The sequence below is a fragment of the Streptomyces decoyicus genome (genome assembly GCF_019880305.1).
Lineage (GTDB): Bacteria > Actinomycetota > Actinomycetes > Streptomycetales > Streptomycetaceae > Streptomyces > Streptomyces decoyicus.
On sequence record NZ_CP082301.1, the window covers coordinates 7,473,108 to 7,489,322 of the forward strand.

The following is a 16,215-nucleotide window of genomic DNA, read 5'->3' on the forward strand; positions in this document are numbered from 1 at the left end:
CGGTGGCGCCTTGAGAGGCTCTGGAACCGCTCCGGACCGGTATGCCGGCCGCCCCCAGCGGGAGCCGCCGCCCGGCACCGTCCCGGCCGCGTCCGCACGGCGGACGGCGGACGATGGACGGCGGCCGCGGACCGGTACCGGGGTGCGGGCGGCGCGTTCAGCGGGCGGCGCGGTGGAGACCGGCGAGCTTCTCCAGCACGGGCACCGTGTCGTTCGGGCTGGGCATGGCCAGCCAGTCCGCGTGCAGCCGCCGGGTGCTGTCCTGGAACGACGGTTCGGTCAGGACCCGCCGGAAGCGCGCACGCATCTCCGCCACCGACTGCTGCTGGGGATCCACCGCGAGGCCCGCGCCATGGCCGACGGCATAGGCGGAGTTGGCGGCGTAGGCCACGCGCAGCTCGTCCCCGACGACCAGCTGCGGCACGCGGTGGGCGACGGCCGCCGTGAAAGTGCCGATACCGCCGTGGTGAATGATCGCCGAGCAGCTCGGCAGCAGCAGGTTCAGTGGCAGATAGTCGACGGCACGGACGTTGTCCGGTAGGCGCTGCCCGGCCAGTTGGGAGGTGTCGAGGGTGGCGACCACCTCGATGTCCAGCCCGTCCACCATCTCCAGCAGCGCCGGTACGAGCACCTTGTCGTTGTCGAACATGCGCTGGGTGGCGCCCAGGGTCAGCGCGACCCGCGGACGGCCGGGCCGCGACCGGAGCCAGGCCGGGACGGCTGCCGCGCCGGTGTACGGGATGCGCCGGACCGGGACGGTACGGGCCCGGCTCGGCAGCCGCATGTCGGCGGGCGTCGGGTCGAGGGTGAACTGGCCGAGCAGCAGGTCGTCGTCGACCCGCACACCGTGGCGTTCGGCTGCCGGGCGGATGATCTCGGCCACCGGGTCCGGCAGCCCCGCCGCGGCCAGCGCGGCGCGGCGCCGGTCGATGCGATGACAGGCCCAGCCCAGGTAGTCACGCCCCCACAACACCCGCCCGTGGGCCGCGCCGCAGGCCCGTGCGGCGACCGCGGCGGCCGGCCAGTTGGGGTCCCACAGCACCAGATCGGGCTGCCAGTCACGGGCCGCGGCGACCAGGTCGTCGACCCCGCCCCAGCCTTCCGTCGCGGAGCCGTCCGCCGGGTGGAAGACGCGTGAGGACGCCAGGGTGTAGGTGCTGACGGTGGCCCAGACGTCGGCGTCGCCGTCCTGGTCGATGTCCAGTGCCGCGGCGAGCCGCTCCCGGTGTTCCGCGGGGAGCAGATGATCGCCGACGGCCGCGGGGGAGGCGATGGTCTCCGGCGTGCCGAGCGGAACCGCGGGCAGTCCGGCGGCGGTGATGGTGCCGGTCAGGTCCGGATGCGAGGCGACACGGACCTCGTGGCCGGCGCCCTGGAGTGCCCAGGCCACCGGAAGGGCCGGATACAGATGTGCGGTCAGTGGCCACACCACGATCAGTACGCGCATGGAGTTCCCCTTTGCTGTCTGGCCCGTTGCTGTCCGGCCCGAGTGGCGGAAGCCGTGGATCGGCCGCGCTGGGGGACCTTCCACGACGATGCGGCCCGAGCCTCACATGCGGCCGTCGAGGGGGACTCGACTCCTCATCGCCGTCTCCCGGCAGCCGTCCGCCCTGCCCGGTGACGCGCGTCCGGGGCAGGGCGGGGGTGCGCCAAGGGCGGCGCCAGGGGGAGCGGGGCCGGGCCGGGCCGGCCGGCGGATCAGGCGATGACCGCCTCGATGACCGACATCAGCGACGGTGTCGGCAGAATCCGAGTGATCTTGAACCCGGCCTTGGTGAGGATCTCCTCGAACTCCCGCTGGGTGCGCTCCTTGCCGTCGTAGACGGCCATCATCATCACGTCGATGGTCTTGCTGGCGTCGAACTCGTTGCCCGGCGGGATGACCGGGTCGACGACCAGCAGCTTGCTGTCCTTGCGCATCCCCGCGCGCACGGCCTGAAGGATGCGCAGGCAGTTCTCGTCGCTCCAGTCGTGCAGGATCGACTTGAGCAGATAGTGGTCGTGGCCGGCCGGCACCGACTCGAAGAAGTCGCCGGCCGCGGTGGCCCACCGGCCCGCCACCTCCGGGTGGTCCAGCTGGTGTTCGGCGATGACCGACGCCTGGTCGTACAGCGTGCCGGTGACCTGCGGGTGCGCGGCGAGCACCGAGCGCAGCAGACCGCCGCGCCCGCCGCCGACATCGACGACGGTGGCGCCGTCGGGGAAGTCACAGCTCTGTGCGACATGTTCGGTCACCAGGTGCGAGAAGCCCGCGGTCCCGGCGTTGAAGAGCGAGGCGGCGGCCGGGTCCGTCTGGAGATGGGCGAAGAAGGGCGCGCCGAAGATCTCGTCGAAGGCCGTACGTCCCGTGCGGACCGTCTCGTGCAGCCGGCCGACCGGCTTCCAGTACAGGTCGTCGCCCAGCATGAGGAAGCTGTCGCGCAGGGAGCCGGGCACCCCGGCGCGGAGCAGCTCCGCCATGGGCGTGAGGCCGAAGCGTCCCTCCGCGTCCTCCTGGAACACCTGACGGGTGGACAGGTAGCGCAGCACCCGGCCCAGGTGCGGGCCGTGCAGACCGGTGAGCTCCCCGAGCTCCTCGGGGGAGCGCGGGCCGCCGGCGAGATGGTCGGCGACGCCGTGCAGGGTCACCGTGTAGAGCGCCGCCGAGTACAGAAAGCCGTTCATGTGCTCCGACAGCTGTGCGCTGAGCTCGGCGGCGTCGCCGTGAGCAGATGTCATCTTTGTCCTCCGAGGTGTACGGAAAGGCCCGCCTGCGGGCCCGGGGTGGGGCGGTGCTGCGTGTCTCCCACGGTGCCGACCGCCGCATGAGCGACGGCACAGGGCGGGTCGTACCGCGCCTGAGCGCCTGCCCGCCGGGGGCGCGGCCGGGGCGGTCCGTCAGCGGCTGCGGGTCCCGCGCGCCGCGACCTCCGCGCGCTCCAGCAGCTGGTCGTCGGCGTCGTAGACATGGGAGACCCCGGAGCTGGTGAAGGTGTCTCCCGTCTGGACGACGTGCTGCTCGATGTCCACCCAGCCCGTGAAGGTGCCGTCCGGGTCGAAGACGAGCTCGGCGAGCCGGAAGGAGAAACGGCCGGCCCCCGTCGCGGTCCAGGTTCCGGCGCCCACGCAGCCCGGCCGCGGTCCGGCCAGCAGCAGCGTGCGGCCGCTGGGCGTGAAGCGCAGGGTGCTGGTGTACGTCCCCCGCTCCAGGAGCAGTTCCTCCCTCCAGGTGCCCACCGGGGTGCTCGCCGTGGCGGTCTGGCCGGCCACCGACTGGTTCATCTCCTGTGCCTCCTCACCGCCGCACGCGGCGTCGCTGGGGGCCCAGCCTCGGGCGCGCACCTCAACGACCGCTCGAGTCACGGTCATCCACCCCGTGCCGGACGGGCTCCGCACACGGACGAGCCGGTTTCGAGGGCGCCCCCCTACCGTCGGGCCGACCGCCCCGCCGCCGGGTGCGGCCACCGACGCAGGAGGAGCCATGCCCCCGCCCGTCCGGATCGCCGTATTGGGCTGTGCCGGCATCGCCCGCCGGCGCATGCTGCCCGCCTTCGCCGGTACGCCCGGTGTGACGCCGGTGGTGGTGGCGAGCAGAGATGCCGCCCGCGCCGCGGAGCTGGCCCGGGAGTTCGGGTGCCGGCACGTCCAGGGCTACGCCGCCGCGCTGGAGGACCCGGCGGTGGACGCCGTCTACCTTCCGCTGCCCGCCGCGCTGCACGCCGACTGGGCGCAGGCCGCGCTGCACGCGGGCAAACACGTCCTGGCCGAGAAACCCCTGGCGCTCGACCCCGAGCGCACGGACCGGCTGCTCGCGCTGGCCGCGGCACGGGGTCTGGTGGTCGCGGAGAACGTGATGTTCCCGCACCACCGCCAGCACACCGCCGTACGGGACCTGGTGCGCGAGGGCGCCATCGGTGAACTGCGCTCCCTGCACGCCGCCTTCGCCGTCCCGCGCCTGCCCGACGACGACATCCGCTACCGGCCCGAACTGGGCGGCGGCGCCCTCTGGGACACCGGGGTCTACCCCGTCCGGGCCGCCGTCCACCACCTCGGCGGCGGGCTGCGGGTCACCGGTGCCGTCCTGGCCCGCGGTCCGGGCCGCCGGGTGGACACCACCGGATCCGCGCTGCTGGTCAGGGACGACGGGGTGAGCGCCCAGCTGTCGTTCGGCCTGGACCACGTGTACCGCAACGTCTGTGAACTCCGGGGCACCCGGGGCCGAATCGTCATCGAGCGGGCCTTCACCCCGCCCGCCGGTCTGACCCCCCTGGTCCGCCTGGAGGACGGCAGCGGCACCCGGGAGATCCGGCTCGCCCCCGACGACCAGGTGCGCAACACCGTCAGCGCCTTCGCGGCGGCCGTGCGCGCCCGGCGGACCTGCCCGGACGACGGCATCCGTGAGCAGGCACGGCTGCTGCACGCCATCCGCCGCGGTGCGCAGCTGCGATCGGCGGCCGACCCGGGCTCCACCGCGGCTCCCTACGGTGCCGCCTGACGTGTCGGCCCCGTACGGAGGTGTCCTGGTGAGTGAAGACCGCATCGTCGACCTGGCGGCCCTGGGGGAGGAGTTCACCCGGGACCCGCACCCGGTGTACGCCGAGCTGCGGGCCCGGGGACCGGTGCACCGGGTGCGGCTTCCCGAGGGCTTCGAGGCATGGCTGGTCGTCGGCTACGAAGCCGCCCGCGCCGCGCTGTCCGATCCGCGGCTCTCCAACGACTGGCGCCATGCCGCGGGCGCCGACGAGGGCGATCCCGCGGCCGCGCCGCACATGCTCATCTCCGACCCGCCCCGGCACACCCGGCTGCGCAGACTGGTGGTCAAGGAGTTCACCCCGCGCCGTATCGAGGCCCTGGGCCCCCGGGTACGGGAGATCACCGACGAGCTGATCGACACCATGCTGAGCCGCCCCGGCGGCCGTGCCGACCTCGTGGAGGACTTCGCGTTCCCGCTGCCCGCCGCCGTCATCTGCGAACTCCTCGGGGTGCCCTACGCCGACCGGAAGACGTTCCACGAGTGGTCCACCGAGGTCACCAAGCGCTCCGGCGGACCACGGGCCGAAGCGGCCATGGGGGAACTGGCCGGCTATCTGATGCGGCTGCTGGAGGACAAGGGCCGCCGGCCCGGTGACGATCTGCTGAGCGCGCTGATCCGGACGACCGGCGAGGACGGCGACCGGCTGTCCCGGGACGAACTCCTCGGCATGGCCGTCCTGTTGCTCATCGCCGGTCACGAGACCACCGCGGGACTGATCTCCAACGGGATGCTCGCACTGCTCCGCCACCCGGACCAACTCGCCGCACTGCAAGCCGACTTCGGCCTTCTGGATGGTGCGGTGGAGGAGATGCTGCGGCACAGCGGACCGACCGGTACCTCGCTGCACCGGTTCACCACCGGGCCCGTCGACATCGCCGGCACCCTCATTCCCGGCGGCGGAGAGCTCGTCCTCGTCGGCAACACCCCCGCCAACCACGACCCCGGCCGCTACCCGGACCCCGGCCGCTTCGACATCCGCCGCGACCACCGCGGCCACCTGGCCTTCGGGCACGGCATCCACTACTGCTTCGGCGCCCCGCTCGCCCGGCTGGAGGCGCGGACCGCGATCCGGGCCCTGCTGCAACGCTGCCCCGGCCTCGCACTGGACGTCGCGCCGGACGAACTGGTCTGGCACCACAGCGCCATGATGCGCGGCCTGCCCCATGTCCCGGTCCGGATGGTTCCCGCGCCCGCACCCCCGGCCCCGGAGGTGCACCAGGTCTCAAGCGCTCGTTGAGGGGTGTCCTGCACTGTGACGACGTCAGAAGGAGCGCTGGTGGCAGTGGAAGGGAACAGGCGATGACCGACACGGCGAGTGAGCTGGACCCGGGGTGGGCAGGGCCGACGGCCGAGGCACCGCCGGAGGCGGCACTCATGCAACTCCTGATGGGTGGTTTCGTCACCCAGTCCATCGGCGTGGCGGCCCGGTTCGGTGTGGCGGACGCCCTCGCCCAGGGCCCCCGGCACGTGGACGACATCGCCGCCGAGGTCGGTGCGCATGCGCCGTCCCTCTACCGGCTGCTGCGCGCCCTGGGGGACTTCGGGGTGTTCGCGGAGCTGGCGGGCCGGCGCTTCGCGCTCACCCCGGCCGGCGAGCTGCTGCGCAGTGACAGCACCCCGTCGCTGCGCGGGCTGGCGGAGCACTTCGGATCGGGCTTCCACCGGGCCGCATGGAGCGGCCTGTACGACAGCGTCCGCACCGGCGAGGCGGCCTTCGAGCGGGTCCACGGGGCGCCGCAGTTCGACTACTACCGCAGCCACCCGGAAGAGGCCGCGATCTTCGACGCGGCGATGACGTCCGTGGCCTCCGCTATCTACGCGACGCTGGAGTCCTACGACTTCGGGCGGTTCGGCACCGTCGTCGACGTCGGCGGCGGCAACGGCGCCTACCTCTCCGGCATCCTCGCCTCCTACCCGGCACTGCGCGGGGTGCTCTTCGACCTCCCCGACGTCGTGGAGCGCTCCGCCCCCGTCCTGGCCAAGGCGGGTGTCGCCGACCGCTGCGAGGTGGCCGGCGGCTCCTTCTTCGACGCGGTGCCGCAGGGCGCCGACGCCTATGTGCTGACGGCCGTCATCCACGACTGGGACGACGAGGCCTCGGTACGCATCCTGCGCAACTGCCGCGCGGCCATGCCCGCCCACGCCACCTTGCTCCTGGGCGAACCGGTGCTGCCGGACGGGCCGGAACCGTCCGTGGGCAAGCTCCTCGACCTGGAGACCCTGATCGGTACGACGGGCCGGCAGCGCACCGAAGCGGAGTTCCGCGAGCTGCTCGACCGAGCGGGGCTGCGGCTCACCCGCGTCCTGCACAGCTCGGGCCCGGACAGCCTCGTCGAGGCCGTCCCCCGCTGACCGCACGCGGCACGGCACCGGCCCCGGTGCCCCCGGTGGAAAGACCTCAGCGCAACGGAAGACGGAAGAAGGAGTGGGATCAGCCGATGGGCAGCGACATCGCACAGGACGGCAGTCTGCAACTGCTGGAAATCAGTGAGAGCTTCATCTACGCACGAGCGCTGCATCTGGCGGCGGAGCTGAAGCTCGCCGACCTGCTGGCGGACGGCCCGCGCCCGACGGCGGAGCTCGCCGAGGCCAGCGGCACCCGGCCCGAGGCCCTCTACCGCCTGTTGCGGGCGCTCGCAGGACGGGGGGTGTTCACCGAGGTGGAGACCGGCCGGTTCGGCCTCACGCCGGTCGGTGAGTGCCTGCGCTCCGACCACCCGCGGTCCGTCCGGGCGACCGTGGCGCAGGCCGGCCGGCTGACCGCGAAGACGTTCAACCACGCCGAGGAGGTGCTGCGCACCGGCGAAGGGGCGTTCACCACCGCCTTCGGGCAGCCCGTCTGGGACTATCTCCAGGAACACCCCGACGAGGGCGCGGACTTCGACACCGCGATGCACGAGCACAGCCGTATCGAACGCGACGCGATCGTGGCGGCCTACGACTTCTCCGGCACCGCCCGGCTGGTGGACATCGGCGGCGGTGACGGCACCCTGCTGGCCACGGTGCTGACGGCCCACCCGGAGACCGCCGGTGTGCTGTTCGACCTTCCGCATGTCGTCGAGCGCCACCGCATCGGCGACGCCGGGCTCACCGACCGCTGCGAGATCGTCGGCGGTGACGTCTTCGGTGAGCTGCCCGCCGGCGGCGACCTGTACATGATGAAGTCCGTACTGCACGGCTGGACGGACCGCGAGGTCGTCAGCATCCTCACCGGCTGCCGGCGGGCGATGAAGCCGGACGGCACGCTGCTGCTCATCGAGCGGGTGATCCCCGTCGGGGACACCCCGCACTCCAGCAAGGCGTTCGACCTGGCGATGCTCGTCATGGCGGGCGGCCAGGAGCGGACACAGGACGAGTACACGGAGCTGCTCACGGAGGCCGGGTTCCGGGTGAAGCGGGTCATCGGCACGGACTCGTCCCTGAGCATCGTGGAGGCGGCGCCCACCGGCGCCGCGCTCTGAGCCGCCGAGACAGGGGCGCCACCGGCGTGCGCCGCGGTGGCGCCCCGCGCCGTGTGCGGACCGGCCCCTCCGGAGCGCGCCGGCCGGTGCCGTCACGAGTGCTGAGCCAGGGACCAGCCGCGCCCTAGCGCACGGTGACAGCCTCGCTCCATGACTGCCACAGCGAAGATTTCACTGATCACCGGCGCCAACAAGGGCATCGGATTCCAGGCCGCCCGGCGGCTGGGCGCCCAGGGCGCGGTCGTCCTGCTCGGCACCCGTGATCCGGCGCGCGGCGAGGCCGCCGCGAAGGCGCTGCGCGAGGAGGGCTCCGACGCGCACGCGGTGCATCTGGACGTCACGGACGCGGCCACCATCGCCGCGGCCGCACGGCACATCGACGAGCGGTACGGACGGCTGGACATCCTCATCAACAACGCCGGGATCAACGTCGAATGGCCGGCCGGCGCGCCGAGCGAGGTCTCCCGCGATGCCCTGTGGGCGACCCTGGAGACGAATGTGTTCGGACTGGTCGAGGTCACCAACGCGCTGCTGCCGCTCATCCGGCGCTCGGCGGCGGGCCGGATCGTCAACGTCTCCAGCGAGATGGGAATGCCCGCCTGGCTGGCCGGGTCCGAGATGCCGGCGATGACCGCGTACAGCGTGTCGAAGGCGGCGGTGAACATGCTGACCGTGCTCTACGCGAACGAACTGCGGGGCACGGCTGTCAAGATCAACGCCTGCTCGCCCGGCTTCGTCGCCACCGACATCAACCGGGGCGTCGGAGAGCGGACGGCCGAAGAGGGCGCCGAGATCGAGGTCCGGCTCGCCACCCTCGCGGCGGACGGGCCGACCGGCCGGTTCCTCAACGACGGCGGTCCCGTGGAGTGGTGAGCACGGCGTGCCGCGCACGAGAAAGCCCGGCCGGTCGCCGCGGAGCTGCGGAGTCCGGCCGGGCCGGGTGAGGCACCCGTCACGCGTGCGGGCCGACGCTGACGGTTCCGATCGTCAGCTCGGCCGTCCCCTCCAGCACGAACGCCAGCCGCTCCACCTGCTCGTCGAGCTCCGCGCGCTGCGCGGCCGTCAGTTCGGTGCTCGGCTCGACGGTGACGGCCAGCCGGCGGCCGGACCGCCGCTGGTGCCAGACGCCGCTCACCACGCCGTCGACCAGGAGGACCGGATAGTTGCCTGCCTGGCCGCTGGGGGTCAGCGCGCGTTCCGCCATGGCCCCCGGGTAGAGCCGGTCACGTGGCTGACAGGCCACCACATAGGAGTCGAAGTACGGCAACAGCCGCACCCCGCACGGCGGTTCCCCGGGCGTGTCGGTGTCGCCCGCGTTCACCCAGGCCGCGGAGCCCTCCAGATCGACGCGCTGGAGCGCGCCGGCCAGGGAGTCGAACAGCTCGGTGGCCCAGCGCGGTGAGACATTGAGCCAACGCGCGAAGTTCTGCGGAGTGGCCGGACCGTAGGCATGCAGATACCGCTCCACGAGCCGGGCCAGCGACGCCGTGCCCTCCGCGGCGTGGCCACCGGTCAGATGCTGCGGGTGGGTGTAGGTCACCTTGCGGCCGCGGTTCGGACCGAAACACAGCTGCCCGCGGTGCGAGGCGAGGGTGATGGCCTGCCGCCAGCGCGGCCACATCCCCTGGAAGGCCGGCATGACCAGATCGCCGGCCCAGGGCCCGGTGGCGGCGATGACGGCCTCACTGAGCTCGTCGATGGTCAGTTCGGCGTCCCGCAGGGCCGCCCCGATGGCCGCGACGACGTCTTCCGTCTGCTCGGGGGTCATCCGGACGTCCTTGGTGAACGGACTGGGGGAGGACGGCAGCGCGCTCAGGGCGCCCACCCACATCGGCAGATCCGCCGCCGGCAGCAGATGGACGGTGCCCCGCGGCCCGTACATCTTGATCAGCCCGGCCTCGTCCCACAGCGCCTTGCGCACCACGCTCCGGGTGAGCCCCTCGCCCCGCATGCCGATGGACAGTTCGGCGGCGCTCAGCACCTGGGCGTGCGCGCCGCACAGGGCGCCGACGATCCCGGCGGGGTCCAGATGCGGTGACGGCGCGGCGAGTGCGCTGCGCTCCAGACGCCGGGCGGAGACCGCCGGCCACCGCAGCCGCACGGCGTCGCGCGTGGTGTCGCTCATCAGTGATCACTTCCTTGTTCCTCGCGGCGCCGTCCCCGGCGGCAGACGGACTGGTGAACCTACCCATCCGGGCTCGTGGCCGCCTAGACCGGCGCTCGAACCGCGGGTCCGTGTCCCGGGGCAGCACGACGCCGGCCCGAGCCCCGGGAGGGGGCCACGGGCCGGCACGGGCGGGCGCGGCTACGGGATGTCAGCCGACGGAGGGCGTCGGTGCGTTCGCGGCGGGCGCGGCCTCGCTCCGGAGCGCCGGTTCGTCGTCGGCCGATGCGGCGCCGGAGGGGGCGGCCGTGTCCTCGGCGCCGTCCTCGGCGGGCGGTGCGAACTGGGCCTGCGCTGCCTTCGGCAGGGCGAACATCAGCAGGAATGCCAGCGCCATACCGCCGATCACCCACCACAGCGAGTGGGTGAACGCCGTGATGAAGGGCGCGCCGCCGGTCGGGGCCGGCTTCCCGGCGTCGTCCACGACGTTGAAGAAGGCCACCGACGTCAGACCGAGGCCGAGCGACAGTCCCACCTGGTTGATCGTGTTGATCAGCCCCGAAGCGGAACCGGCATGCCGGCCGGGCACTTCGGACAGCACCGCACTGGTCAGCGGCGCCATGATCATGCCGAGGCCGCAGCCGCCCACGATGAGGGGGACGGCGATCTGCGCCGGAGTGACGGCGGTGCCCTGCTGGTGGGCGATCAAGCCGTAGAGCCCCAGCCCGACGATCATCAGCAGCGCCCCGGCCTGGAGCACCTTCCGGCCGAACCGCGGTACGAGCTTCGGCACGGCGACCATGGCGACACCGGCCATCGTCGCGCCGAACAGCAGGCTCGTCAGCGCGGCCCGCAACGGCGTCCAGCCCAGACCGACCTGCATATAGAGCGCCCCGGTGAGGGAGAACAGACCGAAGGAGGTGCCGAAGGTCAGCTGGACGACGATGCCGGCCGCGAAGCTCCGGATGCGGAACAGCGACAGCTCCAGCAGCGGGGAGGCGTCCTTGCGGACCTTGGAGCGCTGGTGCAGGACGAACAGCACGAACAGCACGACGCTGCCGGCGAGGGAAGCGAAGCACCACGCCGGCCAGCCCAGGTCACGGCCCCGGGTGAGCGGGAAGAGCAGCATGAACAGGGCGAGCGTGACGAGGGTGACGCCCGCCAGGTCCAGGCGTGGCGCGCTGGGCGCCTTGGATTCGCGGACGAAGCGGTGGCCGAGGATCAGACCGGCGATCCCGATCGGCAGGTTGACCAGGAAGATCGGGCGCCATTCGAGACCGAAGAGGTTCCACTCGGTCAGCAGGGCGCCGATGACCGGGCCGGAGACCGCACCGATGCCGCAGACGGCACCGAACATCCCGAAGACCTTCCCGCTCTCCTGGGGAGCGAAGGTGACATGGATGATCGACAGCACCTGCGGGACCATCATGGCGGCCATCCCGCCCTGGAGCACGCGGGAGACGATCAGCACGTCCGGGCCGGTCGCCAGGCCCGACAGCGCGGACGCGAGGGTGAAACCGGCCATGGCGAGCAGGAAGACTTTCTTGCGCCCGAAGATGTCGCCGAGCCGGCCACCGGTGACCAGGCCGACGGCGAACGCGAGCGTATAGCCTGCCGCGATCCACTGAATGGAGGTGTAGGAAGCATCGATGTCCCGCTGGATGCTCGGGATCGCGATGTTGATGATCGTCGCGTCGAGCAGATCCAGCAGGGTAGCGGTCAGTAATACGGCCAGTGCCATCCAGCGCCGGGCATCCGCGACCGGTTCTGCCGCTGTTTCGCGGGCGGAGCTCATGGGCCTCTCCTGATACGGGGGTTTGGGCGTGTCTACCGAGCCTGCTGGACCGCGCTAGAGCCGCGCTCGGGTGCCGCCGGAGCCGGGGGCTCCGCCTCCGCTCCACGGGGGCGGGGCAGGGGCGGCCGGCCGCGGGACCGTGGGGGCGCAGGTCTTCAGCGACGCTCCACGGGCGTTCGAGTCCCGTCCACGACGGTGGGTCCCGTCCGAGCCGGCCCGGCTCGCCGTTCGACGCGCCCTGGAGGACGAATGGTCATCGATGCCTGCCGCATCTGCGACAACCGCACGCTGTTGCCCGTGCTCGACCTGGGCCCCTCCGCCCTCACGGGCGTCTTCCCCGCGACGCCGGAACAGAAAGTGCCCACCGTCCCGCTGGAGTTGGTGATGTGCTCGCCCGACGGCTGCGGTCTGCTCCAGCTGCGGCACACCGCCGACCTCGGGCTGATGTACGGCGAGCACTACGGATACCGCTCCGGCATCCGGCCGTTCATGATCGAGCACCTGCGCGGCAAGGTGGCGGCGATCACCGAACTGGTCGAACTCGCCCCCGGCGACCTGGTGCTGGACATCGGCAGCAACGACGGCACCCTGCTCGGCTGCTACCCCCGCAACGGCCTCGCGCTGGTCGGCATCGACCCGTCGGGGGAGAAGTTCCGCGCCTCCTACCCGACGGACGCCGAGCTGGTCACCGACTTCTTCTCCCGGCAGGTCTTCACCGAGCGGTTCGGCACCCGGCGCGCCAAAGCGGTCACCTCCATCGCGATGTTCTACGACCTCCCGCGCCCGCTCGACTTCATGCGGGACGTCGCCGCCATCCTCGATGACGACGGCGTGTGGGTCATGGAACAGAGCTATATGCCCGCCATGCTGGAGGCCAGCGCCTATGACGTGGTCTGCCACGAGCACCTGGAGTACTACGCGCTGCGGCAGATCGAGTGGATGGCCGAGCGCGCGGGGCTCGTGGTCATCGGGGCCCGGCTCACCGACGTCTACGGCGGCAGCCTCTCACTGACCCTGGCCAAGCAGGGCAGCCGGCTGCCCGTCGACCACACCGCCCTCGCCCGCATCCGCGCCCATGAGCGGAAGCTGGGGCTCGACACCCCGGCGCCCTACGAGGCGTTCGCCCGGCGGGCCGCCGACTCCCGCGACCAACTGGTGGAGTTCCTCGCGGACTCCCGCAAGGCGGGCCGGCTGACCGTCGGCTACGGCGCCTCCACCAAGGGCAATGTCATCCTCCAGTACTGCGGTCTGGGCCCGGACGACCTGCCGTGCATCGGCGAACCCAACGAGGAGAAGGCCGGCTGCTTCACCCCCGGCACGGGCATCCCGATCGTGTCCGAGGCCGACGCCAAGGCGCTCGCACCGGACCAGTTGCTCGTGCTGCCGTGGATCTACCGTGACGGCTACGTCGAGCGGGAGGCCGCCTTCGTCGCCAACGGCGGAAAGCTGGTCTTCCCGCTCCCGGAAATCACCGTCCTGTGAGGGCGGCGACCGCGTCGTACGGGCCGCCCGCCATCGGTCCGACGCCCCGTCAGGATCGGTGGTGAGCGCCGTGCGCACCCGAGAGCTCGCCGTGTCCGGCGCCTTCGAGTTCACCCCGGAAGTCCACGCCGACCGGCGGGGGATGTTCGTCTCGCCCTTGCAGGAGGAGGCGTTCCTCGCCGCCGTCGGCCGTCCCTTCCCCGTGGCGCAGACCAACCACAGCAGATCGGCCCGCGGGGTGCTGCGCGGTGTGCACTTCACCACGGCGCCTCCCGGCCAGGCCAAGTACGTCCACTGTGCCCGCGGCCGGGCCCTCGACGTGGTGGTCGATCTGCGGCTGGGATCACCGACGTTCGGCGCCCGGGACACCGTGGACATGGACGAGGGGACCTGCCGGGCCGCCTACTACCCCGAAGGCGTGGGACACGCCTTCCTCGCCCTGGAGGACGACACCGTCATGTCGTATCTGGTGTCCACCGGCTACCGGGCCGAACGGGAGCTGGCCCTCGACCCCTTGGACAAGGAGCTCGCCCTGCCGTGGCCGGCCGGCACCGACTTCGTGCTCTCCGACCGGGACCGTGTCGCCCCCGGCCTGGCGCAGGCCACGGCCCAGGGGCTGCTGCCCCGCTACGCGGACTGCGCACGGGTCTGACGGAGGCCTCGATGACCACGACAGACATGCCCCGCCGGGTCGCGGTCCTGGGCGCCACCGGCTGCGTGGGCCGGCACCTGTGCGCGGCCTTCGCGGCCCGGGGGACGGACGTCGTCGCGATCGCCCGCCGCGACGCCCCGCACCTGCGCCCCCATCCGTTCCTCCCGCTCGACCTGGCCCGCTGCACGGGGGCCGGGCTGGCCGCGATCCTGGCGGACGAAGGCGTCGACACGGTCGTCAACGCCACCCTCGGCTGGGGGAGTACGCCCGAGGAGATGGCGCACTCCAACGTCCGCCCGGTGGAACGGCTGCTGGCCGCCCTGCCGCGGCTCCCGGACCCGGTCCGGCTCGTGCACCTGGGCACCATCCACGAGTACGGCCCGGTCCCGGCCGGCACCTCCCTCGACGAGGACGTCGCGCCGCGCCCGGTATCGCTGTACGCCCGGGCGAAGCTGACCGCGTCGCGCCTGGTGCTGGACGCCGTCCGCCGCGGGGAGGTCCAGGGTTCCGTGCTGCGGCTGACCAACACCGTCGGGCCGCACCCGGCCAGGGAGAGCTTCTTCGGGGCCCTGGCGGCACGGCTGCGGCGGACCGACCCGGACGTAGGGCTCGACGTCACGGTGGCCGCGGCCCGCCGCGACTACGTCGACGTCAGGGACGCGGCCGACGCGGTGCTCGCCGCGGCCGCGGTCCGGTCCGCCGAACCGCTGCTGAACATCGGCCGGGGCGCGGCGGTGGACATCCGCACCATGGTCCGCACCCTGATCACGGTCAGCGGCCTGCCCCCGGACGCGGTCCGGGTCAGCGTCGACGACGTACCCAGCCGCAGCGCCGGCGCGGACTGGATCCAGGTGGACCGCTCCCGGGCCGAGCGGTCCCTGGGCTGGCGCCCGCGCCACGCCCTGGCCACGTCGTTCCGCGACATGTGGGACACCGTGGGCGCCGCGGACGGCTCGTACAGCGCCTGACGGACGGCCGGGCGGCGCGGGGAGCGGTGACCGCCGCCCGGGGTCACCGGCTCCCGGTGCGCAGCTCAGCCGATCAGGACCTGGCCCGCCGCGGGCACCGCGCGCTTCCGCCCCGCGGTGCCCGCTCCGCCGGGCCCCGCCAGAAAGCCGAGCAGCGCCCCGGCCTCCTCCTGTACCTCGGCTGCCTCGTCCGGTGCCAGCGGCCGGAACGGTGTGACCTCCAAGGTGCCGTCCCGCCACGACCAGATGCCGCGCACAAAGCCGTCGACCAGGAACACCGGGCGCACCTCGCTGCCGGTGATCACCCGCCGGCGGTCCGCGTCGTCGATCACCCGTGTGCGGTCCGCATGACCGAGGACGAGATTGTCGAAGGGCGGCAGAAAGCGCGCCGGCGCGGGCCGGTCCGGGTCGGCGAGCGGAGCGCCGGGCACATCGAACAACTCCCGGCCCGAGGAGTCGTGGTACACCCGCAGCCGCGACCGCATGCCGTCGACCACCGCCCGCAGCCTGGTCAGACCGCACCACGCCTGGATGTCCCTCACCCCGGCCGGCCCGTAGGCCGCGAGATAGCGCAGGATCACGTCGTCGATGCGGGGCAGCGCGGCCATCGGGCGGCCGAGCCATTCCTCCGCGAGGACCACCGGAGTGGCGCCGCGGTGGCCCCAGACGCCGCTGGGCGGCGGGTGCACATGCGCCACCAGCGACTGCACGGCATAGGCCAGGGCGAGACTGTCCCGACCGGGGAACCGCGCCGCCAGCGCACGGCCCAGCTGCGGGCGGGTGAGCCCGTCGCCGCTCATCAACTCCCGCCCCACCTTGGCGAGTTCGCCCGTGTCGAGTCCGTTGATGGCCCGCCCGAACGCGCCCTGGCGGGCCTTGCCCAGCACCGGGGCCAGCAGCGGGTGCAGCGTACGGAAATCCTCCGCGCGCACCAGGTGCTGGGTGTTGCGCAGGAGCTTGGCGCGGACGACGGAACGGTCGTGCAGCAACGCCGTCAGCCCGTCGTGCCGGAAGTCCGCGAGCCGCGCCCACAGGCCCACATAGGGCGCGTCGGGCTCCTGGCCCTGGAGCCCCGTCAGATGGCCGATGGTTTCGAGGGGGGTGCGGGTGGCGCGGTCGAGCAGTAACTGCCGCTCCAGATAGGTGCGGTTGAGCGTGCGCAGGGAGAGCTGGGACATGCGCCTCATTGTTGCCGCCCGTACTCGACCGGCACTCGAGGCCGCACCGCCCCGCCGGTGCT

The 16,215-nt window shown here is 72.8% G+C and carries 14 protein-coding genes; 8 read left to right on the forward strand and 6 right to left on the reverse strand.

The window, feature by feature from the left end; all coding sequences use genetic code 11:
* Positions 1-157: 157 nt before the first annotated feature.
* The 3 genes from K7C20_RS32540 to K7C20_RS32550 form a co-directional block, all read right to left on the reverse strand.
* Complete coding sequence (locus K7C20_RS32540) at positions 158-1,447, reverse strand: nucleotide disphospho-sugar-binding domain-containing protein (RefSeq protein ID WP_053209001.1); 1,290 nt, start codon at positions 1,445-1,447, stop codon at positions 158-160.
* Between the two features lie 251 nt (positions 1,448-1,698).
* A complete protein-coding gene (locus K7C20_RS32545) occupies positions 1,699-2,718 on the reverse strand; it encodes a methyltransferase (protein ID WP_030082762.1) in 1,020 nt (339 codons plus the stop codon).
* A gap of 159 nt (positions 2,719-2,877) precedes the next feature.
* Positions 2,878-3,261: a hypothetical protein gene (locus K7C20_RS32550; protein WP_030082764.1), complete on the reverse strand. Its 384-nt coding sequence runs from the start codon at positions 3,259-3,261 to the stop codon at positions 2,878-2,880.
* A 199-nt stretch (positions 3,262-3,460) separates the two neighbouring features.
* Here K7C20_RS32550 and K7C20_RS32555 point away from each other — a divergent pair, with 199 nt between their 5' ends.
* From K7C20_RS32555 to K7C20_RS32575, 5 genes are all read left to right on the forward strand, one after another.
* Positions 3,461-4,474, forward strand: a complete 1,014-nt coding sequence (locus tag K7C20_RS32555; RefSeq protein WP_053209002.1) for a Gfo/Idh/MocA family protein — start codon at positions 3,461-3,463, stop codon at positions 4,472-4,474.
* Positions 4,475-4,502: 28 nt separating this feature from the next.
* Positions 4,503-5,750 (forward strand): cytochrome P450 family protein, encoded by a 1,248-nt coding sequence (locus K7C20_RS32560; protein ID WP_078953090.1) that lies wholly within the window; start codon positions 4,503-4,505, stop codon positions 5,748-5,750.
* Positions 5,751-5,812: 62 nt separating this feature from the next.
* The gene (locus K7C20_RS32565; protein WP_048829590.1) at positions 5,813-6,865 is read left to right on the forward strand and encodes a methyltransferase; all 1,053 of its coding nucleotides are present in this window, start codon (positions 5,813-5,815) and stop codon (positions 6,863-6,865) included.
* Between the two features lie 86 nt (positions 6,866-6,951).
* A complete protein-coding gene (locus K7C20_RS32570) occupies positions 6,952-7,974 on the forward strand; it encodes a methyltransferase (protein WP_030082772.1) in 1,023 nt (340 codons plus the stop codon).
* 150 nt (positions 7,975-8,124) lie between these two features.
* A complete protein-coding gene (locus tag K7C20_RS32575; RefSeq protein WP_030082774.1) occupies positions 8,125-8,847 on the forward strand; it encodes an SDR family oxidoreductase in 723 nt (240 codons plus the stop codon).
* A gap of 79 nt (positions 8,848-8,926) precedes the next feature.
* On the opposite strand, the gene K7C20_RS32580 is transcribed toward K7C20_RS32575, so the two are convergent.
* The gene (locus K7C20_RS32580; RefSeq protein ID WP_053209003.1) at positions 8,927-10,099 is read right to left on the reverse strand and encodes a winged helix DNA-binding domain-containing protein; all 1,173 of its coding nucleotides are present in this window, start codon (positions 10,097-10,099) and stop codon (positions 8,927-8,929) included.
* Positions 10,100-10,289: 190 nt separating this feature from the next.
* Positions 10,290-11,873, reverse strand: coding sequence for an MFS transporter (locus tag K7C20_RS32585; RefSeq protein WP_048829591.1), 1,584 nt, complete (start codon positions 11,871-11,873; stop codon positions 10,290-10,292).
* Between the two features lie 249 nt (positions 11,874-12,122).
* Between K7C20_RS32585 and K7C20_RS32590 the strand changes: the two genes are divergently transcribed.
* The 3 genes from K7C20_RS32590 (at position 12,123) to K7C20_RS32600 (ending at position 14,975) form a co-directional block, all read left to right on the forward strand.
* The gene (locus tag K7C20_RS32590; protein ID WP_030082780.1) at positions 12,123-13,355 is read left to right on the forward strand and encodes a class I SAM-dependent methyltransferase; all 1,233 of its coding nucleotides are present in this window, start codon (positions 12,123-12,125) and stop codon (positions 13,353-13,355) included.
* Positions 13,356-13,425: 70 nt separating this feature from the next.
* Complete coding sequence (locus K7C20_RS32595; protein WP_030082786.1) at positions 13,426-14,007, forward strand: dTDP-4-dehydrorhamnose 3,5-epimerase family protein; 582 nt, start codon at positions 13,426-13,428, stop codon at positions 14,005-14,007.
* An 11-nt stretch (positions 14,008-14,018) separates the two neighbouring features.
* Positions 14,019-14,975 carry an NAD-dependent epimerase/dehydratase family protein gene (locus K7C20_RS32600; protein WP_209443881.1) on the forward strand — a complete coding sequence of 319 codons (957 nt, stop codon included), beginning with the start codon at positions 14,019-14,021 and terminating at the stop codon, positions 14,973-14,975.
* Positions 14,976-15,040: 65 nt separating this feature from the next.
* Here the strand turns inward: K7C20_RS32600 and K7C20_RS32605 are convergent, their stop codons facing one another.
* Entirely contained in the window at positions 15,041-16,153 is a 1,113-nt protein-coding gene (locus K7C20_RS32605) for a winged helix DNA-binding domain-containing protein (RefSeq protein WP_063753980.1), read from the reverse strand.
* Between the last annotated feature and the right edge of the window lie 62 nt (positions 16,154-16,215).